This is a genomic window from Nocardia sp. NPDC019323, from assembly GCF_044389845.1.
Taxonomy (GTDB): Bacteria; Actinomycetota; Actinomycetes; order Mycobacteriales; family Mycobacteriaceae; genus Nocardia; species Nocardia implantans.
The window spans coordinates 976199-1002944 of record NZ_JBIRYN010000001.1; the positions used below are offsets into that span (position 1 = coordinate 976199).

At 68.3% G+C, this 26746-nt stretch carries 26 protein-coding genes; 10 read left to right on the forward strand and 16 right to left on the reverse strand.

Going from position 1 to position 26746, the window contains the following annotated elements; translation table 11 throughout:
* The first annotated feature begins 240 nt into the window (after positions 1–240).
* Positions 241–1302, forward strand: a complete 1062-nt coding sequence (locus ACH49X_RS04630) for an alpha/beta hydrolase (RefSeq protein ID WP_195078773.1) — start codon at positions 241–243, stop codon at positions 1300–1302.
* Here ACH49X_RS04630 and ACH49X_RS04635 read toward each other — a convergent pair.
* The 5 genes from ACH49X_RS04635 to map all read right to left on the reverse strand — a co-directional run bounded on the left by ACH49X_RS04635 (position 1282) and on the right by map (position 5102).
* Positions 1282–1845 carry an alpha/beta hydrolase gene (locus tag ACH49X_RS04635; protein WP_357107560.1) on the reverse strand — a complete coding sequence of 188 codons (564 nt, stop codon included), beginning with the start codon at positions 1843–1845 and terminating at the stop codon, positions 1282–1284. The two genes, ACH49X_RS04630 and ACH49X_RS04635, sit on opposite strands and share 21 nt — an antisense overlap.
* 53 nt (positions 1846–1898) lie before the next feature.
* Positions 1899–2291, reverse strand: coding sequence for a PIN domain-containing protein (locus ACH49X_RS04640; protein ID WP_039799424.1), 393 nt, complete (start codon positions 2289–2291; stop codon positions 1899–1901).
* Positions 2288–2575, reverse strand: a complete 288-nt coding sequence (locus tag ACH49X_RS04645; RefSeq protein WP_228826967.1) for an AbrB/MazE/SpoVT family DNA-binding domain-containing protein — start codon at positions 2573–2575, stop codon at positions 2288–2290. The genes ACH49X_RS04640 and ACH49X_RS04645 overlap by 4 nt, the downstream gene beginning before the upstream one ends.
* Before the next feature lie 87 nt (positions 2576–2662).
* Positions 2663–4201: a cobyric acid synthase gene (locus ACH49X_RS04650; RefSeq protein ID WP_195078771.1), complete on the reverse strand. Its 1539-nt coding sequence runs from the start codon at positions 4199–4201 to the stop codon at positions 2663–2665.
* A 37-nt stretch (positions 4202–4238) separates the two neighbouring features.
* Positions 4239–5102, reverse strand: coding sequence for a type I methionyl aminopeptidase (gene map, locus ACH49X_RS04655; protein WP_195078770.1), 864 nt, complete (start codon positions 5100–5102; stop codon positions 4239–4241).
* A 184-nt stretch (positions 5103–5286) separates the two neighbouring features.
* On the opposite strand from map, the gene ACH49X_RS04660 reads away from it, so the two are divergent.
* Entirely contained in the window at positions 5287–5910 is a 624-nt protein-coding gene (locus ACH49X_RS04660; RefSeq protein ID WP_357206844.1) for a DUF4126 domain-containing protein, read from the forward strand.
* Between the two features lie 203 nt (positions 5911–6113).
* Here ACH49X_RS04660 and ACH49X_RS04665 read toward each other — a convergent pair whose 3' ends face one another.
* The 3 genes from ACH49X_RS04665 to ACH49X_RS04675 all read right to left on the reverse strand — a co-directional run bounded on the left by ACH49X_RS04665 (position 6114) and on the right by ACH49X_RS04675 (position 8307).
* Entirely contained in the window at positions 6114–6473 is a 360-nt protein-coding gene (locus tag ACH49X_RS04665) for a DUF4254 domain-containing protein (protein ID WP_195078942.1), read from the reverse strand.
* Positions 6474–7017: 544 nt separating this feature from the next.
* Positions 7018–7398, reverse strand: coding sequence for a DUF1304 domain-containing protein (locus ACH49X_RS04670; protein WP_195078768.1), 381 nt, complete (start codon positions 7396–7398; stop codon positions 7018–7020).
* Between the two features lie 93 nt (positions 7399–7491).
* Positions 7492–8307 (reverse strand): amidohydrolase family protein, encoded by an 816-nt coding sequence (locus ACH49X_RS04675; RefSeq protein ID WP_357206848.1) that lies wholly within the window; start codon positions 8305–8307, stop codon positions 7492–7494.
* 284 nt (positions 8308–8591) lie between these two features.
* Between ACH49X_RS04675 and ACH49X_RS04680 the strand changes: the two genes are divergently transcribed.
* A complete protein-coding gene (locus ACH49X_RS04680; RefSeq protein WP_357206850.1) occupies positions 8592–12014 on the forward strand; it encodes a protein kinase in 3423 nt (1140 codons plus the stop codon).
* Between the two features lie 105 nt (positions 12015–12119).
* Here ACH49X_RS04680 and ACH49X_RS04685 read toward each other — a convergent pair whose 3' ends face one another.
* The 3 genes from ACH49X_RS04685 to ACH49X_RS04695 all read right to left on the reverse strand — a co-directional run bounded on the left by ACH49X_RS04685 (position 12120) and on the right by ACH49X_RS04695 (position 15586).
* Positions 12120–13397 carry a diguanylate cyclase domain-containing protein gene (locus ACH49X_RS04685; RefSeq protein ID WP_323124224.1) on the reverse strand — a complete coding sequence of 426 codons (1278 nt, stop codon included), beginning with the start codon at positions 13395–13397 and terminating at the stop codon, positions 12120–12122.
* Between the two features lie 117 nt (positions 13398–13514).
* Positions 13515–14627, reverse strand: a complete 1113-nt coding sequence (locus ACH49X_RS04690) for a terpene synthase family protein (protein ID WP_357107575.1) — start codon at positions 14625–14627, stop codon at positions 13515–13517.
* 287 nt (positions 14628–14914) lie between these two features.
* Complete coding sequence (locus tag ACH49X_RS04695; RefSeq protein ID WP_195078940.1) at positions 14915–15586, reverse strand: PAS and ANTAR domain-containing protein; 672 nt, start codon at positions 15584–15586, stop codon at positions 14915–14917.
* A 531-nt stretch (positions 15587–16117) separates the two neighbouring features.
* On the opposite strand from ACH49X_RS04695, the gene ACH49X_RS04700 reads away from it, so the two are divergent.
* The 3 genes from ACH49X_RS04700 (at position 16118) to ACH49X_RS04710 (ending at position 19071) form a co-directional block, all read left to right on the forward strand.
* Positions 16118–16987 carry a helix-turn-helix transcriptional regulator gene (locus tag ACH49X_RS04700; RefSeq protein ID WP_195078764.1) on the forward strand — a complete coding sequence of 290 codons (870 nt, stop codon included), beginning with the start codon at positions 16118–16120 and terminating at the stop codon, positions 16985–16987.
* A 103-nt stretch (positions 16988–17090) separates the two neighbouring features.
* Positions 17091–18479, forward strand: coding sequence for an APC family permease (locus ACH49X_RS04705; RefSeq protein WP_357206851.1), 1389 nt, complete (start codon positions 17091–17093; stop codon positions 18477–18479).
* A gap of 94 nt (positions 18480–18573) precedes the next feature.
* Positions 18574–19071 (forward strand): hypothetical protein, encoded by a 498-nt coding sequence (locus ACH49X_RS04710; protein WP_195078762.1) that lies wholly within the window; start codon positions 18574–18576, stop codon positions 19069–19071.
* Between the two features lies 1 nt (position 19072).
* On the opposite strand, the gene ACH49X_RS04715 is transcribed toward ACH49X_RS04710, so the two are convergent.
* Positions 19073–19669, reverse strand: coding sequence for a DUF4254 domain-containing protein (locus tag ACH49X_RS04715; RefSeq protein WP_323124223.1), 597 nt, complete (start codon positions 19667–19669; stop codon positions 19073–19075).
* Between the two features lie 583 nt (positions 19670–20252).
* On the reverse strand, positions 20253–21011 hold the full coding sequence (locus tag ACH49X_RS04720; RefSeq protein ID WP_397068856.1) for an SDR family oxidoreductase: 759 nt from the start codon (positions 21009–21011) through the stop codon (positions 20253–20255).
* A gap of 68 nt (positions 21012–21079) precedes the next feature.
* On the opposite strand from ACH49X_RS04720, the gene ACH49X_RS04725 reads away from it, so the two are divergent.
* From ACH49X_RS04725 to ACH49X_RS04735, 3 genes are all read left to right on the forward strand, one after another.
* Entirely contained in the window at positions 21080–21424 is a 345-nt protein-coding gene (locus ACH49X_RS04725; RefSeq protein WP_067808687.1) for a helix-turn-helix domain-containing protein, read from the forward strand.
* Between the two features lie 408 nt (positions 21425–21832).
* On the forward strand, positions 21833–22888 hold the full coding sequence (locus ACH49X_RS04730; RefSeq protein WP_357206853.1) for a MerR family transcriptional regulator: 1056 nt from the start codon (positions 21833–21835) through the stop codon (positions 22886–22888).
* Positions 22889–23238: 350 nt separating this feature from the next.
* The gene (locus ACH49X_RS04735) at positions 23239–23739 is read left to right on the forward strand and encodes a hypothetical protein (protein WP_357206855.1); all 501 of its coding nucleotides are present in this window, start codon (positions 23239–23241) and stop codon (positions 23737–23739) included.
* A gap of 48 nt (positions 23740–23787) precedes the next feature.
* Here the strand turns inward: ACH49X_RS04735 and ACH49X_RS04740 are convergent, their stop codons facing one another.
* A complete protein-coding gene (locus tag ACH49X_RS04740) occupies positions 23788–25098 on the reverse strand; it encodes a TIGR03118 family protein (RefSeq protein ID WP_397069171.1) in 1311 nt (436 codons plus the stop codon).
* Between the two features lie 152 nt (positions 25099–25250).
* Between ACH49X_RS04740 and ACH49X_RS04745 the strand changes: the two genes are divergently transcribed.
* The gene (locus ACH49X_RS04745) at positions 25251–25748 is read left to right on the forward strand and encodes a peroxynitrite isomerase (protein ID WP_195078939.1); all 498 of its coding nucleotides are present in this window, start codon (positions 25251–25253) and stop codon (positions 25746–25748) included.
* Positions 25749–25754: 6 nt separating this feature from the next.
* Here ACH49X_RS04745 and ACH49X_RS04750 read toward each other — a convergent pair whose 3' ends face one another.
* Together ACH49X_RS04750 and ACH49X_RS04755 are read right to left on the reverse strand one after the other, a co-directional pair.
* Positions 25755–26183: a DUF4254 domain-containing protein gene (locus ACH49X_RS04750; RefSeq protein WP_323124221.1), complete on the reverse strand. Its 429-nt coding sequence runs from the start codon at positions 26181–26183 to the stop codon at positions 25755–25757.
* Positions 26180–26641 (reverse strand): DNA-directed RNA polymerase subunit beta, encoded by a 462-nt coding sequence (locus tag ACH49X_RS04755; protein ID WP_195078756.1) that lies wholly within the window; start codon positions 26639–26641, stop codon positions 26180–26182. The genes ACH49X_RS04750 and ACH49X_RS04755 overlap by 4 nt, the downstream gene beginning before the upstream one ends.
* Positions 26642–26746: the final 105 nt, after the last annotated feature.

The window sequence follows — 26746 nt, forward strand, 5'->3', positions numbered from 1 at the left end:
GTGGACCAGCCTGGGCACGGTGTAGTTGTGGCTCGGTTCCGGCGTTCGCCGGCCCCGAACGGCATGGCGGGAGTTAGGTTACCCGTCGTTCACCTATGCCCAATTGTGCACCTCACCACGCCCCCATCCCGCAACGAACCTGCTGATTGTGCGGAATGCGACAGAGACGATCGTCACTTCGCCGGTCGTGCCGGCGGCTGCCGTCTGCCAGCGTTTGACACCGTCCAATAGATTGGTCGCGTGACGAACGAACAGTCGCTTGCCGAGCCGGTCGGCACCTCGCCGGATGGCGAAGGCTGGCGCCCCGACGTGCTGGGTCCGCACTATCAGCAGCGCACGCTGCCGCTTGGCCCCGATCCCGACGGCGAGGGCGAGGTGGTCGCCACGCTGGTGCGCTACGTGCCCTCCGGCGCCGTCGAGCAGACCGCCGGTGCAGTGCTCTACGTCCACGGTTTCACCGATTACTTCTTCCAGGAGCACCTCGCCGAGCACTTCGCCGCCCGCGGGTTCCAGTTCTACGCTCTCGACCTGCGCAAATGCGGTCGCTCGCTGCGCGAAGGACACACCCCGCACTATGTGACCGATCTCGCTTTCTACGACCGGGAGCTCGAGGAGTCGCTGCGGATCGTCCGCGCGGAGACCGGCGCTCCTGTCGTGCTCACCGCCCACTCCACCGGCGGCCTGGTCGTGCCGCTGTGGCTGGACCGGCTCAACCGCTCCCGGGGGACGGCCGCCGCGGGCATCACCGGCGTGGTGCTCAACAGCCCGTGGTTCGACCTGCAGGGCCCCTCCTACTACCGGACCGTCGGAACGCCGATCATCAAAGCGCTCGGCCGGTTCCGGAGGATGGTGCAACTGCCCGGCGGCAAGGTCAGCACCTACGGCGACAGCCTGCACCGGTCGGTGTCGGGCACGTGGGATTACAACCTGGACTGGAAGCCGTTGCACGGCTTCCCCGTCCGGTTCGGCTGGCTGCGCGCGATCCGCAACGGCCACGCGCGGCTGCACCAGGGCCTCGACATCGGGGTGCCCTCGCTGATCCTGCGCTCCCGGATGACCAAGTTCGCCAGGCGGTACGGTCCCGCCGTCGACGTGGCCGACGCGGTGCTCGACGTCAAGCAGATCCAGCGCTGGTCGGGCTGCCTGGGCGATCGCACCAACATGGTGCCGATCGACGGAGCCAAGCACGACGTGTTCCTGTCCGGCCCCGAAGCGCTGGCCCAGGCGTTCGGCGAGCTCGACAGCTGGCTCGACTGGCTCGCGGGCTACCAGGCCGCGACGTCACCAAAGGCTGGTGCGTAGCACGATCTCGGTGGCCAGCTCGTGGTCGGCTTCGGCGGCCACGTTGGTGACGTCGACCTCGACCACCCTGAATTCGCCGTAGACGAACCGCCCGGAGGTGTCGGCCACCGAGCGCGGCAGATTCTTGGTCACCAGAAGCGTGGTGGGCACCTCGACCGGGCCGGTGGCCGCGTCCGCGACCGTTCCGTCGGCGCCGGGCGTCGCCGGGTGGCCGCGATCGGCCACGACCAGGCTCTGGAAGCGGCCGAAGCCGCGTGCGCACGCCTGCCAGGCCAGCACCGCGCCCGCGCCGCATCCGGCCACGTTCACCCAGGGCAGTTTCAGCGCGTCGAGGATCGCGGTCACCCCGGTCGAGTCGAGGCCCTCGATCGATTCCACCGCGAAGGTGCGCAGATCCGAGGTGTGCAGGCGGGCGCACACCTGGTCGAAGACGTCCGCCGGCTCGCCCGCGTCGGGCAGCAGCAGCACGCTGTGCCGGGATTCCGGTCCGTCGATCCGCACGGTCCACGCCCGGTCACCCACCGTGATCTGCCGAGATTCCATGCCGATTCACGCTACACGGCTCGCGGGGCGGTGGCGGCGGGTCGGGGGCGGATTCAGGCGAGCAGGCGCATCCCGGCCCGCTCACCCGCGTTGTGATCGAAGGTGACGGTCAGCTCACACCCGGCCTCCTGGCCGAGTTGCTGAATCAGCGCGTCGGCGAAGTCCGCGCCGTCGGCGGCCCGGCGCAGCGCCTGGCGCACGGTGTCGGCGCGCTCGACCACGATCTCACTGGAGTCCAGCAGGCCGAGCAGCACGTCGGTGACGGCTTCGGGGTCTTGCTTGTAGCCGCGGCGCAGCACCCAGTGGATCTCGGCGAGCACGATCATGGTGACGTAGCCGGGTTTGCTCTCGCTGAGCCCGTCGATCACCTGATTGGCGCGGGCGGACTGCTCCGGGTCGTCCTGGGTGAGATAGCGGATCAGCACATTCGCGTCAAGGCCGATCATCGCGCCTTCCCTTCCACCACGTTGCCCGCGATGGCCTCGTTCATCTCCGCGAGGCCGATCGGCGAGCCGGACCAGCCGACGATGCCCTTCAGCGACTTGATCGTGCGCGTTTCGGGCACCAGTTCGTAGGTGCCGGTGGGCGTGGGAACGAAGGCGACCCGCACGCCGGTGCGCAGTCCCATCGCCACTCGCACGTCGATCGGGATGGTGATCTGCCCCTTGCTGGTCACCGTCGCCGACACCACATTGCCCCCTCGGCTGTTGGGTCTCTTCTCCGCCGCCATCATCCTCGCACCCGACCGCACTCGCTCGACCCAGCCTTACCTGGAGCCGAATTCCTTACTGCAAGGTAAGGCGCGGGGTGGCTCCCGTCAACCGATACGGTCGCTCGGGGCGAGCACGTCGGTGGCCAGGATCGGCAGACCGGCGGGCGCGCCCTCGGCCAGCAGGCGCTCGAGCGCGGCGAGGTCGAGATGGGCTTCGGTCAGATCGGCCAGCAGATCGAGTTGCGCGGCGCGCACCGCAGCGACCGAGACATCCTCGGCCACAGCGAAACCCGACCGCCGCGCCGCCGCGGCGACAGTGCGCAGCCACCTGCGGCGGAATTCGTCGGATTCCAGCAGCCCGTGCAGGTGCGTGCCCCACACCGCGCCTCGGACGCTGCCCTCCGGCTCGCCGTCGACGGTGAGCCACGCCGGGTCGCCACGGTGCGTGACGCGGCCGTGATGGATCTCGTAGCCGCGCACGGCGACGCCCGCGGCGTGCCCCGCGCTGCGGCGCAACACTTTCGGGTCGGCGAATTCGACGGTCAAGTCCAGCAGCCCGAGCCCTTCCACCTCGCCCGCGCCGGACTCGACCCGGTCGACGATACGAGCGCCGAGCATCTGATATCCGCCGCACACGCCCAGGATGGGATCGCCGGCGGCGGCCCGCGCCACCAGCGCGTCGGCGATGCCGGTACGCCGCAGCCACCCCAGATCCGACACCGTCGCCTTGCTGCCGGGCAGCACCACCAGATCGGCGTCCGCCAGCCGGGACGGCTCGCTCACCCAGCGCACCGCGACGCCGGGTTCGCAGGCCAGCGCCTCGACGTCGGTGGAATTGGAGATGCGCGGCAGCCGGATCGCGGCGACTGTCAGCCATTCGTCGCCCACCGGCGGCCGGGGGCGGCCCACCGGCGCGTCGGCGACGGTGCCCAGCGAGTCCTCCGCATCGATCCAGAGGTCATCTACGTAGGGCAGCACGCCCAGGGTGGGACGGCCGGTGAGTTCGGTGAGACGCTCCAGCCCCGGCCGCAGCAGCTGCACCGAGCCGCGGAACTTGTTGACGACGAAACCCGAGATCAATCGCTGGTCTTCGGGTTCCAGGATGGCCACGGTGCCGAACAGATGGGCGAGCACGCCGCCGCGATCGATGTCCCCGACCAGCAGCACCGGCAGCGCGGCGGCGCGCGCGAGACCCATGTTCGCCAGATCCGTCGCGCGCAGGTTGATCTCGGCGGGTGAACCGGCGCCCTCGCAGACGACCACGTCGAACTCGGCGCGCAGCGCGGCCAGCTCGGCGGCCACCACCTCGCGCAACCGGCGCCGATGCCGGAAATAGTCCTCGGCGCCGACCGTGCCGATCGCCCGGCCCCGCACCACCAGCTGGGAGCGGCGGTCGCTGCCCGGTTTGAGCAGGACGGGATTGAACCGCACGCTCGGCTCCAGCCCGCAGGCCTGGGCCTGCAGCGCCTGGGCCCGCCCGATCTCCCCGCCGTCGAGGGTGACCACGGAGTTGTTCGACATGTTCTGCGCCTTGAACGGCGCGACGCGCACGCCGCGCCGCGCCAGCATCCGGCAGATCCCGGCCACGACGACGCTCTTCCCCGCGTCCGAAGTCGTGCCGGCGACCAGCAACGCGCCCTTCATCGCAGGCCGGTCTTCCGGAGCCCGGCCGCAGCGCCGGTCACGGGAGGGTCAGGATCTCGGCCCCGGACTCGGTGACGACCAAGGTGTGCTCGAACTGGGCGGTCCACTTGCGGTCCTTGGTGACCACGGTCCAGCCGTCGTCCCAGATCTCGTAGTCGATGCCGCCGAGGTTGATCATCGGCTCGATGGTGAACGTCATGCCGGGTTCGATGATCGTCTCCACCGCGGGCTGGTCGTAGTGCAGCACCACCAGCCCGCTGTGGAAGGTCGGGCCGACACCGTGGCCGGTGAAGTCGCGCACCACGCCGTAGCCGAAACGGTTGGCGTAGGACTCGATGACGCGGCCGATCACGTTCAGCGCCCGGCCGGGACGCACCGCTTTGATCGCCCGCATGGTGGCCTCCTCGGTCCGCTCGACCAGCAGGCGCACCTCCTCGTCGACGTCACCGGCGAGGAAGGTCTTGTTGGTGTCGCCGTGCACGCCGTTGATGTAGGCGGTGACGTCGATGTTGACGATGTCGCCGTCCTCGATCACAGTCGAGTCCGGGATGCCGTGGCAGATGACCTCGTTCAGCGAGGTGCAGCACGACTTCGGGAACCCTTTGTAACCGAGGGTGGACGGGTAGGCGCCGTGGTCGCACATGTACTCGTGCGCGATGCGGTCCAGCTCGTCGGTGGTGACGCCCGGCGCGACCGCCTTGCCCGCCTCTTCCAGCGCCTGCGCGGCGATCTTGCCCGCGATGCGCATCTTCTCGATCGTCTCCGCGGTCTGCACCCAGGGCTCGCGCCCCTCGTCGGCGGTCTTCTTCCACGCGTATTCCGGGCGCTCGATGGCGCGCGGGACTTCACGGGTGGGCGACAGCGTGCCCGGGACGAGGGGCTTGCGAGTGCGGACAGACATAGCGAACAGCGTAATCGGCCGACCACGCCGATGCCGAGGGCCAGCGGGAACAGTGCCGGACCGCGGTCCGGTTGACCGGGTCGCCGAGACCTGGTCGAAGTGGGGCCGCGGGGGCTCGCCTGCCCCCGGGCGGACTCGGTGCAGCGCAGGGCAGACTGTCACCCCGTCGCCATACCATGGGCTCGTGTCCGCACTCCCTCTCATCTTCACCGCAGGCTGGGCCAGCGGCGTGAACGCCTACGCGGTGGTGCTGCTGCTCGGCCTCCTCGGCCGGTTCGGATTCACCGATTCGGTGCCGGAAGGGTTGCAGCGCACCGATGTCCTGATCGCGGCGGCGGCGTTGTTCCTGATCGAGGCCGTGGCGGACAAGATCCCGTATCTCGACTCGTTCTGGGACGCGGTGCACACCGTGGTGCGGCCGATCGCGGGCGCCGTGGTCGCGGCTCTGCTGGCGGGACAGGACGGTTCGCTGCCGCAACTCGCCGCGGGCGCGGTCGGCGGTACGGCCGCGCTGGTGAGCCACTTGGTGAAGGCGGGAACCCGCATGGCGGTCAACACCTCCCCCGAGCCCGCCAGCAATATCGTGGTCAGCACCGCCGAGGACGTGACCGTCGCGGGCGTGGTCACCCTGGCCGTGTTCCACCCGCTGGCGGCGGCGGTGATCGCGGCGGTGCTGCTCGTCCTCGGCCTGGCGCTGGTGTACTTCTGCGCCAGCCGGATCCGGCGCTATCTGCGCAGACGCCGCGCCCGCAGGGCAGCGCGCATCGGCGGTCGAGTAACAGTCGCTGAACAGTTGCCACGCAGGTGAATCCGTCACGGGCGTGCCGCGCCAGTCGACCACGCGGCACGCCGGGCGGGGCGCCCCGTTGCGCCCGCCGTCACTGTGCCGGCGACAAGAGCGCCCGGCTGGAGCCACTGGTCGCGAGACTCGGCGCCGGGACGTCGCCATTCGGACGAGTGACGCTGCGGGGCAGTGTCACTACCGCGGACGAGACCACCGTCGCGACGAACTCACTGTTCGGGCAAACGGCGGCGGCCACCGGCCACGTCGGTTACCAGGTCAGTGTACCCGTCAACGAGTTCGGCCAGTTGGTACCAGTGTTTATGGGTGTTGTCGCTGCGCCCGCCCTCGGAGTGGATGACCTGATTGGCGTCCACCCAGCTACGTGCCATCCGGTCGACCACGGCGCCCAGGCTTTCGGTGTGCAACGAAGCCCCGTTGCGATGCTGCGGGATCTCCTGCGCGACCCAGTCGTTGATCTCGTCTACCAGTTCGCGGCGCCGGCAGTCGATCTCGGCGACGAGTGCGGCGTCCACCACCTGCGCGCGGCGCTGGTGCAGCTCGGCGAGTGCGTGCGCGGACCGCAGCAGTTCCCGGTCCTGGAAACGCCGTCCCTGGAAAGCACACAACAATTGCGGCGCGGTCGGTAAGGCGCCGACCGTCGGCGCGCTCACCGCCACACTCCGAGTTGACCCGACCCCAACGCTGTTTCTACCAACATAATTGGCTCTCGATTCGGTTATCCCGGCCATCGGATGGGTTGTCACAACTAGGCTAGCTGGATCATGCACGTACAGATGCAAGAACGCAAGATTGCGTCCGCATTTCTGCGGTCAAGGGCTGCTGACGACGCGCGGACACTCAGAGCAGACCGGTCGCAACCTTTTTCGGCGCATCGACCGTGCACGCCCGGCACCGATCGGCGATGACGAGCGCTACCGGCTGCCCGCCATCCGTACGGCCGTTCACCGGCTCGCGCGTGCGAATTCGCCCACCGCTTCGAACTTTCGGTAGCCGAGAATGCGCTGCCGATTGATCGCGCGGCGTCGAAACCCTCGCCGAAGCAATCGCGCAGTCACACCGATTTCGCACCGCCCCACCGGCGCTCGGCCGCCCGTCGGCTACGCGGACGGGTTACAGCTGGGTCACGGCGGCGAGCAAGGTCAGCGCGGGCAGCGCGCCCTGCACCACCGCACCCCTGGCGAAGCGGCGGTCGTGTGCCACCAGCACCACCGCAGCGGCCAGCATCGACCCGCAACCGGCGAGCACCAGAGCCCACCCCGCCTCCGGCACCGTTCGCAGGATCGCCACGCCGACCAGCGTCGTCACCGCGAGAAACAAGTTGTAGAAACCCTGATTGAACGCCCACGGCCGCGCCGCTGCCAGCTCGGCTCCGGAAACCCGGAAGACCCCCTGGTACACCTTGGGGTCGCCGAACCGCACGGACTCCATGACGAAGATGCCGACATGGAGCAAGGCGGCCGCGACGGCGAACACCTGTACAACCCAGAGCATTCGACCTCCTCACGATGCGCGCCGGGGAATCCTATGGCCCGAACCGCCCATCGTCGCGCAAACGCGCCGCCGACACGCCGCCGCGTAAGTCGGTCAACCGGCCAGTCCGAAAACCCTTCGGGCATTGCCGTCCAGATACAGCTCGCGCGTCTCGTCGTCCAAGCCGAGAGCGGCGAGGCCGTCGAGCGCGTGCTGCGGGAAGATCATCGGATAATTCGTGCCGAACAGCACCTTGCGGCGGCCACTTCCGGACTTCAGGTATGAGACCAATTCCGGCGGAAGTCGTTTGGTCGTGTACGCCGAGGTATCGATGACGACGTTCTCGTGCTTGCGCGCGACCGCGATCATCTCCTCGGTCCACGGATAACCGATGTGCCCGCAGACGATCGTCAACTCGGGGAAGTCGAGCGCGACCTGATCGATGTACGGGATGGGACGCCCGGTTTCCGACGGCCGCAACGGCCCCGTGTGCCCGACTTGCGTGCAGAACGGGATTCCCGAATCGACGCACGCCGCGAACAACGGATAGAAGCGCCGATCGGTCGGCGGCGCCTCCCACAGCCACGGGAGCACCCGCAGCCCCTTGAAGCCCTGGTCGACGCGGCGGCGCAGTTCCCGGACCGCGTCCATCGGCCTGCGCAGGTCCACCGACGCGACCGGAAGCAGGCGCTCCGGCGCCTCGGCCGCCCAGGCCGCGACCTCGTCGTTGGAGATGAGCACGCCTTCCGGCCCGTGCCACGCCGAGATGAACGCTCGTTCGACGCCCGCGGCGTCCATCGCATCGAGGGTGAACGACAGCGGGATCTCGTCGGTGGGTATCACGGCTCCGGTCCACCGCCGCAGCGAGGCGAACATGTCGTCGGCGAGGAACCGCCGGGTCGGATGCTGCGCCCAGACGTCGATGGTCATGCGCGGATTCTGACATACGTCATAGCCACTCGAACACCCCCGCTCATAAAGTTCGCCATAGGCCGATTCCACGGCGAAATCTCTGCGCCCCAGCTCTTTTCACCGCGCTGGAAATGAGATTGCCGAATCGCGGCGACCAGACCGGATCGACAGGCGGGGGCCCGGCGACAATACCCTCCCCACCTCATTGTCTATATCAGGCGTAATAACCAAGGGTGCGGTTCGCTGGGCATAAACTGGGTATCCAACCGCAGGACCACAGACATCCGACACAGAGCAGGGCCATGGCAGGATCGGACCCGTTCGCCACACAGCACGATCGGCCTCCAGGTATCGAGCGGGAACTGGAGGGCGCGGGTCTCGACGATCCCGAAGTGATCGGCAAGGGCGGGTTCGGTGTGGTCTACCGCTGCAGGCAACGGGCGTTGAACCGCAGCGTCGCGGTCAAGGTCCTCACCGCACGCCCCGAACTGGAGCCGGAGAACGTCGAACGTTTCCTGCGCGAGCAGCAGGCCATGGGCGCCCTGTCCGGGCATCCGAACATCGTGCCGATCCTGCAAGTGGGCACCACCCGCAGCGGACGCCCCTACCTGGTGATGCCGTATCACTCGCGCGGTTCGCTGGAGAACCGCATCCGCCGGGAAGGCTTCCTGCCGTTGCCCGAGGCGATCGCGATCACCGTCAAGCTGGCGGGCGCTCTGGAGACCGCGCACCGGGCCGGCATCCTGCACCGCGACATCAAGCCGGGAAATGTGCTGCTCACCGACTACGGCGAGCCGCAACTGACCGATTTCGGGATCGCCCGGGTCGAAGGCGGTTTCGAGACCACCACGGGAGTGGTGACCGGCTCACCCGCGTTCACCGCGCCGGAGGTGCTGCGCTCCGGCGTTCCCTCGGTCGCCTCGGACGTCTACGGGCTCGGCGCGACGCTGTTCGCCATGATCACCGGTCACGCCGCCTACGAGCGGCGTTCCGGCGAGCAGATCGTCGCGCAGTTCCTGCGCATCTCCGCCGACCCGCTGCCGGACCTGCGGCTCGACGGCATCCCCGACGAGGTCGCGGCCGCCATCGAGGCCAGCATGGCGCATAATCCCGCGGATCGGCCGCCCTCGGCCGCCGCGTTCGGCGAGATGCTGCGCGAGTTCCAGCGCGGCAACGACATGCCGGTCGAGCACATGACCCTTCCCGCGGGCGCGCAGCCGGCGCCCGAGGACCTCAGCACCCGGCCGATGACCGCCACCGCGCGTTTTCCCACTCCCCACCCGAAGACGCCGCCGACTCCCGAGACGAAGTTCCGCCCTGCGATGTCCACCCGCCCGCTGGTCCAGCGCGAGCGCCTGATCAACGCGTTGCAGACCGAGCCGCGACCCCGCCTGGCCGTCATCCACGCACCGGCCGGGTTCGGCAAGAGCACACTGGCGGCCCAATGGGCCAAGCGCCTCGCCGACACCGAGAACGTGGCGGTGGCCTGGTTGAACGTCGATCGCGACGACAACAACGTGGTCTGGTTGCTGACCCACCTGACCGAGGCGTTCAACCGTGTGAGCCCCACGCTGGCGCCCGGCCTGGCCCCGGTCCTGGAAGAGGGCGACACCGCCGCCGCGCGCTACGTGCTCACCACGCTGATCAACGCCATCGATGAAGGCGAGCAACGATTCGCCCTGGTGATCGACGACTGGGACCGGATCACCGATCCCGCCGCCGTCGACGCCCTGCTCTACCTGATCGACCAGGGTCCGCGGCACCTGCAGATCATCCTGACCAGCCGGTCGCTGGAGGGCCTTCCGCTCGGCACCCTGCGCGTTCGGCACCAGCTCGTCGAAATCGACGCCGCCGCATTGCGTTTCGACACCGAGGAGGCACAGGCCTTCCTCACCGAGCAGACCGGCCTCACCCTGGCCGACACCGAGAGCGCCGAGTTGCGCGACTACACCGAGGGCTGGGCGGCGGCGTTGCAGCTGGCCTCCCTGTCGTTGCGCGAGCACCCCGATCCGGCCTCGCTCATCGCTCACCTGTCCGGGCGCCATCACGCCATCGCGGAGTACCTGGCCGAGAACGTGCTCGACACCGTCGAGCCCGAACTGCGCGAGGTGTTGCTCGCCACTTCCCTTCCCGACCGGATCTCCGGCAGTCTCGCCACGGCGCTGACCGGGATGCCGCACGGGCAGTCTCTGCTGGAGAACCTCGAACGCCGCAACCTGTTCCTGCGCCGCGTCGACGACAGCGGCGAATGGTTCCGCTACCACCATCTCTTCGCGGAGTTCCTGCGTCAGCGACTCGAGCGCGACAATCCCGAGCGCGTTCGCGAACTGCACTGCAAGGCGGCCACGTGGTTCGGCGACCACGGGATGCTCAGCGAGGCCATCGACCACGCGCTGGCCGCGGACGACGGCGACATGGCCGTCGATCTCCTCGAGGGGAAATCCCGCGCTCTGGTGCAGGACGGGCAGCTCGCCACGTTCCTGGGACTGCTGGCCAAACTCCCGCCCGCCATCGCCGCGACCCGTCCCATGCTCCAGGTCGGCGTCGCCTGGACGCACGTGCTGCTGCGGCGGCCCACCGAATTGCATGCCGCGTTACGGCTGGTGCGGGCGTCGCTGGACAACGATCCGGCCGCCGATCCCGATCTCACGCTCGAGGCCGACCTCATCGAGAGCGTGGAACGCGCGTTCGGCGACCATCCGGAAGGCTTGGACGCCGTGGTCGGCAAATGCCTGGGCCGGGCCGACACGTTGGGACCGTGGGCGCTGTGCGCGGCCGCCAACCTCGCCGCGTTCTCCGCGATCAGCAAGTTCGACTACGAGGGAGCGCGGGAGTGGAACGACTGGGCCACCCCCTTCTACCGGAAGAACCGCAGCACGTTCACCTTGATGTACAGCCACTGCCTGGTCGGCATCGCGGCCAGGGAACAGCTCGACATCGCCACGGCCGAACACAGCTTCCGCACCGCCGTCGAGATATCCACCAGTTCCTCGGGCCCGCGGTCTTATGCCGCCCGGCTGGCCGGCGCGCTGCTCGGCGAACTGCTGTACGAACGCGACCAGCTCGCCGCGGCCGAGCGCCTGCTCGACGAGGCGGGCAGGCTCGGCACCGAGGGCGGTCCGGTGGACTTGCTGATGGCCAACTACGCCACCGGCGCGCGGATCAAAGCCCTGCGCGGTGACCTGGCCGCCGCCGCGCGACGGCTGGACGAAGGCGCCGAGGTGGCGCGGGCCCTGAAATTGCCGCGCCTGGCCACCCGCGTGGCCAACGAGCAGGTGCGGCTCGGCCTGACGGCCACCTACGTCACCGAACCGCCGGCCGGGGAAGGCGGTATCGCCACGATGGCCGCGGAGATGCGCGAGGATTCCGCGATCCGCATGCTGCTGCGTTCGGGAGCCGCCAAGAGAGCCGCCGCCGCTGCCGCGCGCGCCGGTCAGCTGCGGGACTCCATCGACGCCGATCGACGCCCGCGCGCCGCGGCACAGGCATCGCTGCTGCTCGCGTCGTGCCTCGCGGCGTCGGGCAAGACCGAGGCGGCGAAGGACGAACTGGTCCCGGTCGTTCTCCGGTACGCCGACGCCGGTCTCATCCGGCCGCTGCTCGACGAGGGACCGTGGATCATCTCACTGCTGCACAGTCTGAGCTACGACCTGCGCGAAGGCCACTGGGACGAGGAACGGCCGATGGTCCCACCCGCGTTCCTGCACAGGTTGCTGGCCCGCTGAGCAACCATCGGCCTCCTGAACTCCCGCGCCGCGGCCGCTTCCACTCGAATGCGAACGCTCGGACACCACTCGGCCGCCCCTGTGCGCAAAGGATCGCACCGCCGTTCACAACACCGGTTGCGGGCCGAGGGAGGTGTCGGTGTCCAGAATGTGCAACACCCACCGGCCCTTGCCGTCGGCCTTCGCCCGGTAGAGGCCGGTGTCGGCCGCGTCGAGCAGCGACTCGGCATCCGCGCCCGCGACCGCGGTGACCACCGCGCCGATACTGATCGACATGCGTAGTCGCCGGTCACCAGCCGTGATCGGATCTACCAGCGCCTCCAGCAGGCTGTTCGCCACGGTGGCCACCCGGTGATCGCTGGCCGGCGGCGGGATCAGCGCGACGAACTCGTCCCCGCCGATGCGGGCGACCAGACAGCCGGTTCCGCGCACGCTGTCCTGCAGGCGTTCGGCGACCGCGGTCAAGATCTGGTCACCGGTGCCGTGGCCGTAGCGATCGTTGATGTGTTTGAAGCGGTCGATGTCGACGAAACACAATCCCGCTCGATCCCCGTTGCGCGCGTCGGCGATCATCGCGTCGATGCGTTCGATGAGGTGGCGACGGTTCGGCAGGCCGGTGAGCGGATCGTGCCGGGCCTGCCGATGCAGTTCCTCGCGCATCCGGTGCTGCTCGGTGACGTCCTCACCGACCGCGAGCAGGTAATCGCTCTGCCCGTCCGTGCCCTTGACGAAGGTGATGGCGAACGACGCCCACCCGTAGCTGTCGTCGGCGCGCCGGATGCGCTGCTCCAGTTTCACCGTGCCCGCGCCGGCCGGGACCAGCTTCTCGTACACCAGCGTGCGAATCGCCTCGCGGTCGTTGGGGTGGGCGAAGTCGTAGACCGACACCCCGCGCAGGCTCTCCACCGGGACCCCGATCATCTCGGCCAGACCCCGGTTGACATCGAGCAACGTCCCGTCGGTGTCCCCGATGGCGATGGCGATCGCCGCGTTGTCGAACACCACGCGAAAGCGCGCGTCATCGGATCGGCGCGCGTCCTCGTGCGCGCGCGTCTGCGCCTCGTAGCCCTGACCGACCTCGGCGAGCAGCGCCGCCAGTCGTCGCCCGGCCTCCGGGGACGCCGCGTGTTCGGCCAATCCGTACAAGACCTGGGCGGACGTACTCGGCACGGCCGGGTCGGCCAATCCGGTGGAGGCCAGCGCCGCGCCCACGCGCCTGCCCACGCTCGCGTCGAAAGGCTCGGCTTCCACGCCGGAAGCCAGTTCCTCCACCATCCCGAGCAGCACGATCTCGGGGTCCGGTACAGACGCGGACCCACCGGCGACGGCCTGCAGAGCGCGCCACCACAAGTTCGCCATCCTGGCGAGTTCGATCTGTTCCACCGCAACCCCCTCACCATTCAGGCCGGAGATAGCCCCCGACGCATCGTATCCACACATGTTCGAGACCGTCGAGTACTGCCGCCTGGAAGCATTCCCAGGAATGGTGAGGGCGGGGCGCTACTGCAACCCGTTCTCCCGGAAAATAGACGCACCCTTGTACCGCAGGGTCTTCACCTGCCAGACCCAGGTCGCCTGCACGCAGGCGATCAGATCGGTGATGTGGGTGGCGACGGTGGCCGCCAAGGCGGCGTCCTCCGCCGCGAGGCGGTCGCATCGTTCGGTGGCCGCCGCGCACAGTTCCCGGAACTCGGTCAGGCGCGCGCGCACGATCTCGGTGGCGCCAACCACGGCGTCCGCCAGCGACCATCCGGGATGGTTCAGCAGCAGCGCCGGGATCAGGTTGAAATCGGCCAGATCGACGATGCACTCCTTCTCGAAGGAGAACACGTCGTTCATCAGCGCGCCGATCTCCACGGTCAGCACCCGTAGCCGCAGCAGCTCCTCGGCAGGCCCGGCCCGCCGGATCCGCTCCCAGGGCAGGTAGTCGTCCCGGCCGAACTCGCACAGCGCGATCGCCGGATACATGCCCGAGACCTGGGCCCGCAGATCGATGTACTCCGCGACGCTGAGCAACCCGCCGCGGGCGCGGGCGTTCTGATCCTGGATCGCGGGCCGCAGGTGCTCGATGGTGGATTCGACGAATCGGTCGAGCCAGTCCGCGTCCGCGCTGGCGGACAACCTCGTGAGGAACGCCGAGGTCGAGGTTTCCAGCGGGGTGGCGTCACGCGGCGCCGACCGGGTGCGCAGCAGCACGCACAGCCGGTCGATCGCCACCCGCGCCTGTCGCTGTTCCTCGTCGCCGAGGTGCCCGAACTTCTCCCGTCCCACGGTGTCGTTGAGCCAGAACAGGATGGCGTTGTACAGGCCGATGATCGTCATCCGTTCGGCGCTGACGGCGCCGGGATGCAGATAGGGCGTCATGCTGTTGTAGTGCGGGCCCGCGGGCTCGAGCCAGATCCCGTGCTCGCGGCAGAAGCGTTCCACCTCCGCACAGGCTTGTTCCCCGAACCGGCTGGGCCGGAAGTCGCGGCAGTAATCGACGATGTCCCAATCGGGTGTGCCGAACATCGCGCGCAACGACCACTGCCGCCCGGTCCGCAGCAACGTCTCGTGTTGCGCGCGCATGTCGAGGATTTCCCGCTCGAGTGCCGATGTGTACTCACTGACCACAACGACTCCCTCCCACTATGGTTACTTCTAATGAATTGTCTCCGACTTATCGGTAGTGGGACCGGTCGAAGGGCGAAGATCACGCAACCCCCGCGCCCTGGATGACGTTGGCGCAGCGCGCATTCGGCGGCGACGCTGCGGCAAACGGGGAGTTCGCTCCGCGGCGCGCGGAGCCGTGGCACACGGAGGCAAGCGGCCGGTTCAGGACACGGCAGGGCGCTGCAGCGTTGATGTCACGGGAGCCGCGGGCACGGCTGCCTATCGGATCTCGGTCACCGGCGCGGCGCTTATTTCGTCGCCAGGACGTCGTGCATGGTCAGCAGCAGGTGGTCGAAGCGGGCCCGTTGGGCCGTGGGTCCGCCGCCCATCGCGGGGACCTCGCCGACCAGCTGGCGCGCCAGCGTCCGCAACTTGATGTTGGTTTCCTGGGAGCGCCATTGCAGCACCCGGAACGCCTGTTCGGCGTTGATGCCGTAGACGACCATGAGCACGCCCTTGGCCTGCTCGATCACCGCTCGCGATTCCACCAGTTCGGGCAGGGTGTCGTCGAGGATCTCCTGCCGGTTCTCCTCCAGCGTGCCGGACACGTCGATGAAATAACCCGCGGTGCCGATTATCAGACCCTGGTCGTCGAGCATGCGATCGGCGACGACGATGACGTGATGGACGCGCCCGGCGGTGTCGATGACGCGGTGGCGTCCGCAGAACGGCTCACCGGTGTGCACGGCGGTGGCGATGGAATCGGCGACCAGTGCGCGGTCGTCGGGATGCTTGTGCGCCAGCAACAGTTCCGTACTGGGTCGCGTGCTTCCCTCGGTGTAGCCGTATATCGCGGCCGCTTCGTCCGACCATTCCCATCGTTGATCCTCGAACCAGAAGCGGAAGCTACCCACGCTCTGCGGCGTGCCCGCGATGACGCTCTCTACCGCGGAGGCGCTTCTCAGCGCGAGGTCGTCCATCCTCGTCACGCGGTCATTATCCATCGGCGACCCGGGGCGATGGTCGGGAACACGAGATGAAACCAAATTGTGGCAAACTCTTGGCACACTTCAAAATGTGGCATCTACCTCGACATAGTTCCCCGATGGCATATGTATGAATACATTGGCAATTAATCTGCAATAGCTTCGCGACCCGCGGCCAGCGCTATTCCCGACGACCATCGCGAGCCGGAATCCCGTCGGACACCGGAGGCAGAGGTCGGCGACCATCGGGCGCGGGAAATGGCGTTCCCGCCGCCCGGAAAGCGACTCCGGGCAGTTCGGCGAGTCTCCGGAGGCCCGCGTAACCGAGCAGTCGGTCCGATTCACCCCGCGATGTCGCCCACCGGCCGCAACCGCGCGCGAAAACACCGACCATAACGTGGATCACGGGAGGTAGTCTCTGTTGCTGTGCCCACACCAGGCACAGATCCGCTGCACGCAGGCCGCATTCGAGGGCGAACGTCATAACACGTTCCAGCAGGTGCGCAGACCGAAGGGGTTGGACTGATGGCAGGCAAGCGCACCGTACTGACCGTCCGTTTGCGGCGGCTGGCGGCGATGCTGCACGAGATGCGCGAGAACGCCCAGCTGAGCAAGGAAGAGGTCAGCGCGAAGACCGGCATCAACGTCACCACGCTGTACCGGATCGAAACCGCGCAGGCGCGGCCGCAGCGGCGCACGCTGATGGCGATGCTCGACCTCTACCGTATCGGCGACGAACAGCGCGAGGACGCACTGGAGTTGCTGTCCGACGCGCTGAAGCCCGGCATGTCGCGCGCCTACGAGGGCAGTGTGTCGGAGGTATACGCCGCCTACATCAACTTCGAGTCCGAGGCGTTGTCCGCCCGGCACTACCAGACCTCCTTCATCCCGGGCCTTTTGCAGACCTACGAGTACGCGACAGCCGTGATCGATACCTCGATGCCCAAGCTGGAGGCGTCGGTCATGGAGAGCAGGGCGAAGGCGAGGATGGATCGCGCCGTCAACCTGACCAAGGAGGACCCGCTCGAACTGTGGGTCGTCCTGGACGAGGCGGCCATCCGCCGGACCGTCGGCGGGCCCGTGGTGATGCGCGGACAGCTCGAGCGGCTGCTGCAGGAGATCAAACGGAAGAACGTGATCCTGCAGATACTGCCCTTCGACGCGGGCGCGCACCCCGGCATGGCCGGCTCGTTCACCTTGCTGGACTTCCCCGACCCCGCCGATCCGGAACTGGTCTACGTGGAGGGCATGGCGGGTGACGAACTGATCGAGGGGCACACCGAGATCCGGCGTTTCGGCGTGATCTTCGATCAGCTCCGCGCCATGGCGCTGAGCCCGCGCGACTCCGCGGCCATGATCGTGGAGGCCGTGCGCGGGATGGACCGGGAGGATTAGCGGCCCGGCTCGTCCCGGGTGAACATCAAGCCGAATACCGCGCGGTGCCCGACTATTCCGCGCCGGAATGGGTACCCTCGGCCTACTGCCGAGGGGAGGACGCATGTCCGAAGTCACTGCCGATCCGACATCCGATTCCGGGCCCGAACTCAAACGGGTGATGGGGCCGGGATTGCTCCTGCTGTTCGTCGTCGGCGACATCCTCGGCACCGGCATCTACGCGCTCACCGGCAAGGTGGCCAACGAAGTCGGCGGGGCGGTGTGGGTGCCATTCCTGGTGGCGTTCCTGGTCGCGCTCATCACCGGGTTCAGCTATCTGGAGCTGGTCACCAAGTACCCGCACGCCGCGGGCGCGGCCTTGTACACGCATAAGGCTTTCGGCATCCATTTCCTCACGTTCATGGTCGCCTTCGCGGTGATGAGTTCCGGCATCACCTCCGCTTCCACCGCCTCGCGGGCGTTCGCGGCCAACTTCGCCGAGGCTTTCGACCTCGATCTCGGCAGCGGCACCGCGGTGACGGTGATCGCGCTGCTGTTCATGGCCGTGGTGGCGGCGGTCAACCTGCGCGGGGTGAGCGAGGGCGTGAAGCTCAACGTGGTGCTCACCTGCGTGGAGCTGACCGGACTGCTGATCGTCATCGGGATCGGCTGCTGGGCGCTCGGCGTGGGCGACGGCGACTTCTCCCGCGTCGTCGAATTCGACACCGGGGAGCGCAACGCGGTGGGCGGCGTCATCGTGGCCACCACGCTCGCGTTCTACGCGATGGTCGGTTTCGAGGACTCGGTGAACATGGCCGAGGAATGCAAGGAACCCACCCGGATCTTCCCGAAAGTGCTGCTCGCCGGGCTGATCATCACCGGCCTGATCTATGTGCTGGTGTCGATCAGCGCGGTCGCGCTCGTGCCCGCCGATCAGCTCGGCGCGGGCGACACCCCGCTGCTGAAGGTGGTCGAGGCAGGCGCGCCGAGCTTCCCCACCCACATCTTCGCCTACATCACCATGTTCGCCGTCGCCAATTCGGCGCTGATCAACATGCTGATGGCCAGCAGGTTGATCTACGGCATGGCCCGCCAAGGCGTGCTGCCCCGGCCGTTCGGCCGCGTGCACGAGCGCCGCAGGACGCCCTACAACGCCATCGTCTTCACCACGCTGCTCGCACTCGGGTTGATCCTGTTCGTCGGTGAGGTGCCCGAACTCGGTGGCACCACGGCATTGCTGTTGCTCGCGGTGTTCACGGTGGTCAACGTCGCCGTGCTGGTGCTGCGTCGAGACCCGGTGGGGCACAAGCACTTCAAGACGCCGACGCCGCTGCCCTTCGTGGGCGCGCTCAGCTGCGGCTTCCTCGTCACACCGTTCACCGACCGCAATCCGGGGCAGTACGCCATCGCCGGCGTGCTGCTGGCCATCGGAATCGCGCTGTGGGGCTTGAACTATCTGGCCATCCGGGCCATGCGGGCGCAACCTCTGGACAGCGGGCCCGCCGCGGAGTGATCCGATCGCGTTGGCCGGCGGCCGATCACCTTTCGACGGTATGCCCGGATTCCGCGGATGACTAGTCGCCGACCGATAGGTAAGGTGGGCGCCGATGACCAGCATGGAAGCTCGTTTCGGGGATGCCGCCCGGACCGTGCCCCTCCCGAACCCGTGGAACCTGACCGCTTATCTGGCCGCGGTGGCCGCCCACCGCGGACGCTCGATCAGCCTGCACCCGGTACCGAAGGCGATGTTGGCTGACACGGGTTGCGGCGGAGGCGGCCTGTGGGTGGCACGCAAGCACGACGACATCATCGTCTACGACGCCGCGGCGACCGGCCGCAACGCCGATCACGTCATCCTGCACGAGGTCGGCCACATGCTCCTGGGTCACGACAAGGACCGAGAGCGCGGCAACCCGGTGCCGCCCTCGTTGGCCGTGATCCTGCCGTCGATTTCGCCGCGCTCGATCGAACATGTGCTCGGCCGTGCCGATTTCGGCGTCGATCGCGAGCGGGAAGCGGAGGTCTTCGCCGACATGACCATGGTGTATTCGACCCTGCCGCGCCGACGCCGGCGCTCGTTCCGGCTGTTCGGACGGGGCCGATAGGCTACCAGCGGTCGTAGCGCCCCTCCGGTAGTCGTCTCGCTCCGGCCCGCAGGTCGTCGACGAGATCCTGGTAGCCGTCGGCCAATTCATCGATGCGGACCCACGCGTCGTAGAAGACCGATTCCGGCGCGTGCGCCAGCGCCACGAACGCCTGGGCGGCCAGCACGGCCAGTCGGTCCACGATATGGCCGACGGTCTCGGTGTGTTCGGGCGCGGCGGGCGGCGGGATCGGCGTCGCCAAGGTGACCCAGCGGTCGATGCCGCGCACGAGTTGCGCTCGGCGCCGGTCGAGTTTGTCGCACCGGCTCGCGGGAGTCCGCTCCCGCGTCTGGTGCAGCTGAGCCAGTTCTCCGGCCGCCTCCAGCATCGGATGATCCATGTGCGGCAAGCCGCGGAAGGCGGCCAGCAGGAGTTCCTTGCCCGGAATCACCCGGGCCTCGGACACCTGTTCCATTTTCCGGACCCCCATCTCGACCAGGGTGGACGCGTCACGAGCGCGTCCTCGATGCCTTGCCTCGCCGGTGTCCCGGCACTGCCCGAACATCCACATATGCCCAGCGTGACCGAGAGTGGCCCGGCCCGCGTCGAATTCGGTCACTTCCGCCACCGCGACACGCCCATTGACCGATTTATCCGGTCGCGCGCCGTCCCTCAAACTTCCGCAAACATTCAGTGACCTCACGGTTTTCGACGAGAGAGTCGTCTCTCCTGGGATTATCGCCAACCCAGCCGACACGCCAGCCACTCTCCGGCGACTCCGGCAAACAACGACTGATGCGTGCGCAACCGCGGCGAGCGCGGCGGCCCCGGCTTCCGGCAGGCCATTGCCCGATATCCGGCGAGCGCGCAGACGAAGGCGTCGACCGCCGCACGATCCACGTCGCGGGTGACCGGATGGGTGGCGAGGATCGGATCCGGGTCCACACCGGCGGCACGTCGATCAGCGGACTCGGAGTCAGCTCCGTGGCCAATCGCGTCATCAGGTCGAGGGTGTCGCGCAACTCGCCTGGCCGGTCGAACCGAGGGAACACCCCCGACATCATCGAACGGTGCGAAAATCGAAGTGCGCGTTCCGGTCGGCTCGGCGCTATCGCAACCACTTCAATCGACGCGGCGGGCTCGACGCCAGGGCGAGTCCAGTTCTACGACCGAGGTGAGCGCGGCTGCGGACCGGGTCGACCTCAGGAACCGACCTCCTGCGCGTCGAGGTAGTCCAGGCCGCCGATATAGATCGTGTGGCCGGGGTGGGCGGGGGCGGTGGTGGCATCGGCCACCGCGGTGGCGAACTCCGTGACCGTGGGCAGAGTACCGTGCTCTCGGCGCGCCGCGACGGCGGCGGGGTTTCGGCGCTCGAGCAGCTGGACGATGATCGTGCCGTCGATCATGTCACCGGAGACGACGTGCAAGGCGATGCCCGCGGCGGTGAGATCCGGGATCATGGCGCGCAGCGCGTCCTCGCCCGCGCGCTTGCTTGCGGCGATGGGTTCGTAGTCGGCGGGGACGGGCTTGCGGCCGTGGAAGTGCGCTTGGTGGCTGGTAACGAAAACGATGCGCGAGCCGGACGGCATGTGCGGCAACGCCAGTCGGACGATCCGTTCTTGCGCGTCACGATTGAGCGCCATCGCGTAGTCGGGGCGGGCATTGCGCTCCAGCCCGCCCGACGCATTCAGCACCAGCACATCCAGACGGCCGAACTTTTCGACGACCCCGGCGACCAGGGAACGAGCCGAATCCGCGTCGGCGATGTCGGCGCCCGCCGTCGTCGCGCTGCCGCCCGCCTGCCGGATCGACTCCGCCAGCGCGTCGGCCCGCTTGGCCTTCTCCCGGTAGTTGATCACCACGTGGTCGCCGCGCGCCGCGAGCACCCGGGCGGTCTCCGCGCCGATCCCGCGGGAGGCGCCCGTGATCAGCACGATTCGCCGTCCGATCCTGTCGTCCACCGTCACCCTTTCGGTCCGCCCGGCACCGGGCCGATGCTTCTGATTCAGAACCACTATGCTGGTTCTAAATGAGAAGCGCAAACGAACCCAAGCCGCCGCGCGGGCGGGACGACCCGGCGAACGCGCCGTTGCTGGCCACCATGGACCTGCTCGGCCAACGCTGGATCCTGCGCATCCTGTGGGAACTGGAACCCGACCGCCTCGGCTTCCTCGAGTTGCGCCGGCGCATGGGCAACTGCTCTTCGAGCATGCTTTCGGTGCGCCTGCAGCACCTGCAGTCCGCGGGCCTGATCGCGAAGAATCCGGACAAGTCCTATGAGCTGACCACCGCTGGCGCCGAACTCGGCACCGCACTCGGCTCGGTCTGGGACTGGTCGCGCCGCTGGCGCGTCACCCCCACCGAGGCCGACTGACTAGCACCGAGCGCGACCGCCGATGGTCTGGCCTCGCAGGATGGACGCCCCTGCACCGAGGCGGTTCCCTCGGCCCGAGGCAGTTCTGCGCCGGGATCACCGCGAGCACCACCAGCGCGGCGACGGCCAGCCGGGCGGCGGTTGCCGTTGGCGTGCAATGCGGCCGACCGATAGACCACCGGCGCGGCGACCGTCACCGTGACCACAAGATCCCTCGTGCGTGCGTCCCGCGTGACAACAGCGAACGGAGCCGTCTGCCGCCCGGGTGTCACGTCCACGGGTATGCACCGCGCGGGTCCCAGCAGCCGACGCTGATGGTCCCGCGACTCCTCCCCGGACTGGCCGACGGTGTTGTCCCCGCCGGGAGGTTGACCTTCGAGTTGGTTGAGGCTCCATGATGACCGGGTGATGGGATTGGAATCGGCACAGTTGATCACGATCGGTGTGCTCGCGCGGGCCAGCGGGCTCACGGCGAGCGCGCTGCGGTTCTACGACGACTGCGGTCTGCTCGTCCCCGCCCGGGTCGATCCGCTGACCGGGTACCGCTACTACACCGAGGCGCAGCGGGAGCGGGCGGTGCTCATCCGACAGCTGCGCGCGATCGACCTGCCGCTGGATGCCATCGCGGAAATCCTCGCCGGTGACAGCGAGCGGGCGCGCCGCCTGCTCGACCGTCACGTGGCGGAACTGGCACATCGAGCGGAAGAGGCCGCGCGCGTCGCCGCCGTGGTCAAACAGGCGCTCGGCACGCACGTGGCGGTCGATGCGGCGGCGCTGGCCGAGGCGCTCGACCAGGTCCGCACCGCCGCAGCGCGCACCCGCGAGGTACCCGTGCTGGCAGGCGTCCTGCTGGAAGCGAGCGCGAACACGGTGACTCTGACGGCAACCGATCGTTACCGCCTGTCCACCCGCACCGTCGTGGCGAACCGGCAGCACGGCGGCGATTGGTCCGCGGTGCTCGATTCCAGCGGGCTCGAGTCGATCACCGAGCAGCTGCGCGGCATGCACGAGGTCGTCGTCGCACCGTCCGACGACGGACTGCTTCTGATGGGAGACGGCGCGCAACACCACTCGCCCGTCATCGACGGCCCTTTCCCCGACCACCGCGCCCTACTGGCGGGACTGGGACCGGTGCGCACCAGGGTCGTCGTCGCCCGGCACTCCATGCTGAATGTTCTCGAAAGCTCATACGGCACAATGCAATTCGCGATTCATCCGAACGAGATCGCAGTATCAGGGCTCGGAGAGGCGCACTGCCTGCCCGCGCAGGTCACCGGTTCCGCCGTCACGCTGTCCTTCGACCCCGCGACTCTGCTACCCGCTGTCCACACCGCGCTCGGTCCCGATCTCATGCTCGACGTCATCGCCGCCGATCAGCCGGTGGTCCTGCGCTCCGCCACCGACGGCGACCTCACCACCCTGGCCATGCCGGTCCGGCCCCTCCGCGAGAACGCCTCCGGATAAGTCGTCGGACACCGGCGCCCCTCACCCGTGCAACCGCCGCGCACGCACGACCCGCCCTTCGGTCCGACGACCGTGCAGGCACTGCGCACGCGCAACCGCGTCCCTCCGGTCCGACGACCGACAGCCGTGCAACCACTGCGCACGCACAACCGCGTCCCTCCACCGGCGGCGCGCGATCCGATTACTCGTCTCGCGATCGCGACGCCCACCCACGGCTACTTCCGATCGCCCAGACCGCCCCGCAGCCGCATCCGGCGGCTGCCCGCCCAGCCCCGACCGTCCACCGCCGAGCCGACCCGGCCGGACTCGCACACGAACAGGCATCTATCACCCCCATGAAGGAGACCCGAATGTATGCAGCACCCGACCGCACCATGGAAACCATCACCAACGCCGTAGCCCTCGGCCGTGAGGGCCGTCCGGACGACGCACGGGAGGCTCTGCTCACCGTATGGGCCTCACTCGGGCCGCAGGGTGACCCACTGCACCGGTGCACCCTCGCTCATTACCTTGCCGACCTGTACGACGACGCCGCCGAAGCGCTCACTTGGGACATCCGGGCCTTGGACGCCGCCGACAGCCTCTCCGACGATCGCGCTCGAAGCTTCGACGGATCGCTGCGGGTGGCCGCGTTCTACCCGTCGCTGCACCTCAATCTCGCCGACGACTATCGCAGACTCGGCTCGTTCGATGCCGCGCAGCGCCAGATCGACGCCGCCCGCACATGTCTGCACACCCTCGCCGACGACGGCTACGGAGCGATGATCCGGACGGCGGTCGAGGAAGTCGAGTCCGCCATCCGCGAACGGCGCACCGAACCGCGAGCCTCCGCGCCGACCGGAGGCCGCTGAAGCGCGAGCGGACCGCACCGAATCGGTACGGGCCGCCTCGCAGCGGGACTACTTCAAGCGGAGCTTGCCGAACAGACCGTCCTTCTCGTCGTCGGGTCCGGCGGTGAAGTACAGCGAGTCGGCGTCACCGAGGCTCTCGCCGTTGCCGAACATCAGCGCCCACAGTCCTTCGATGGCGACCGGCTTGCCGTCGGCGTCGCGCAGGTAGTCGGCGAACTTGCCGGTGATGTCGTCGTAGGCCAGCACGTGCCCCGCGCCGCCGAAGTTGCCGACCAGCAGTTTTCCGCTGAGGGGACCGAACCCGTCCGGCGCGATCGTCACCGCCCACGGCGCGTTGAGGCGCTTGCCGTCGTCGATGATGCGCACCAGCTTGCCGCCCGCGTCGAACTCGGCGAGCTTGCCCTTGTCCGGCTTGCCGCCTTCCTCGTCCTTGTCCAGCGAGTCCTCTTCACCGGCATCGAACTTGGTCGCGTCCTTCTCGTCCGGCTGAGTGGTGGCATAGGCGACGAAGACCCGGTTGCCGATGGTCGAGACGTTGAACGGCGCGGGGTCGCCTGGCTTGGCCTTCTTGCCCTTCTCGGGCGCGGCCGGGTCGATCGCGTCACCGGTGGCGAACGGGTTGGCGAAGCCGGTGGTCGGGATCAGCTGCCAGTTCTTGTCGAACGTCCGCACCTGCGGGTCGGCGCCGAAATCGGCCGCCAGCAGCTTGTCACCGGAGGGAGCCAGCGCGATCCCGAAGAACTGCATTCCCTGCGCCTGCCCGTCGAATACCAGGTTGGCGGGCCCGTCGTGGCGCACGATCCGGCCCTCGAAGCCCAGCTCGGTCCAGGCGGAGATCTTGCCGGAGTCGGTGGCGAAGATGAACCGCGCCGAACCGTTCAGCGGCCCGCCTTCGGCCTCCACCGGCTGGTCGTGCACCACGAACAGGTCGGAGGTGATCGGCGCGGGGTTGAACACCACGCCGGTGGTCTTGCCCGCGCTCTTGTCCGAGGTGTCGGCATCCGCCCCGGGAATGGTGACGATTTTCAAGTCGTCCTGGAACAGCTTGTGCAGCTTGTCGTCCGGGGACTTGGTCACGTCGCCGACGAACTGGAACGACTTGCCGCCCGCGCCGACCCAGAAGTGCCCGCCCGCGCCCTTGGGGCGGTTGGCCAGCCCCCAGGCGTTGACCAGGTCGGGGAAAACGAACTGCGCCTTGTACTCCGCGTTGTTGGCCGCGAGATTGGTCTGGACGTATTTGTTGCCGTCGAGCGCGGGCACCTCGTCCGGCTTCGAGTCCGAGCAGCCCGCCGCCACGACCAGCGCGACACCAAGCGCCGACGCGCGCAGCAGACCACGTCGGGTCCGCGACCGAGGCAAACCGCCACGGCGCGACTCATTCCAGCGTCCGTTCAACTTCTTGTTTCCTTTCCGACCACACCACATTGGTGATAAGGCGAAGCTAACCTTAGCCTGCAGCAAAATCGGGAGTACCCGAACGGTTGGACGAGCGCAGGTTTAGGCTGTTCGCCGTGGTCGAACCCCAGCCTGCTATTGCCCTGCACCCCGATATCGCTCCGCTCGCTCCACTGCTCGGCACGTGGCGCGGTAATGGGCAGGGTGAATACCCGACCATTCAGCCGTTCGGCTATGTCGAGGAAATCCGGTTCGGCCATCTCGGCCGGCCGTTCCTCACCTACCGGCAGAAGACCCGCGCCACCGACGACGGCAGGCCGCTGCACGCCGAAACGGGCTATCTGCGTTGCCCGCGCCCCGACCGCGTCGAATTGATCCTCGCCCATCCCACCGGAATCACCGAAATCTGCGAGGGCTCGCTCGCCGTCGAAGACGGCACGCTGCGCATGGAATTGGACTCCACCACCATCGGGCGCAGCAGCACGGCGAAACTCGTGACCGCCCTCGGCCGGTCGCTGCGCCTGTCCGGCGACACCATCGACTACACCCTCCGGATGGCGGCGGTCGGCGAACCACTGCGGCATCACCTCGCCGCCACCCTGTTGCGAAACTGACCCGCGCTAGAAAGCGCTCGGCAACCTGCGCCGCCCACTGCTCAGCTCGCCGACCAGATCCTCGTAGGCGACCGCCGCTTCGGCCAGCCGCTCCCACGCGAACCACAGGTCCCACTCCTGGTCGCCGGCCATGGCCGCGTAGGCACACGCGCTCAGCCGCGCCAAGCGATCGACCACCGAGCCGAACGATTCGGTGTGCAGATAGGCTCCGCCGCGCGCCACGGGCAAACGCGCCTCGACCCAGCGGTCGATCTCGCGGATCAGCCGCGCCCGGCGCTCATCGCCACCGCAGCCGCATCCTCGCTCCGAGCGGAGACGGCGAAAATGCAGGTCACTCAGCGTTCGCGCCTGCACGAGCACCGGATGCGCAGGCGGCGGCCCGTCCTCCCGGCAGGCCCGCAGCAGTTGACTCCGCGTCGGCAGACCCTCGCTCACGGCGCACCTTTCCCACCCGCGCGGGCCAGCACGCAATTCACGATCACCACTCCGGACGGACGAAACGTATCTCGCGGCGCGACCACCCATCGGCGAAACGCATTGCTCGCGTCGGCCGGTGAGGGCAGCGCGATTTCGCTGCCGAACGGCACGATCGAAACGTCCATCCGGAACAACGCGGCGAACAGCCGCACGTCGTCGGGCAGATCCGGCCTGCACAGGAAAGTCCACCGGCGAGAACGGATATGCGCGACGACAGGGCCGATCGCCTGGCCACGGAAAAGCATGTCGTCGCGCACGCACTGCCCCAGCCGGTCGGGCATCGTGATCCCACCCACCACGCCCGCCTTCACGACGATGCGGCCGATCTCCGGATGTATCCCGGCGGGCAGCCCACAGGTGCGGCGGTAAAACGCGCAGCGGGACGCGGGAGTGTCCGCGAATGCCGCATGATTCATTCGCCATCCTCGATTCACATAGTTCGGTACGCGAGATATCCCGGTCGCTGGACCTGGAACCGTTGGCGCGGTTAAGGTTTCAGCACTTCTTCGATTGGGTCCGGG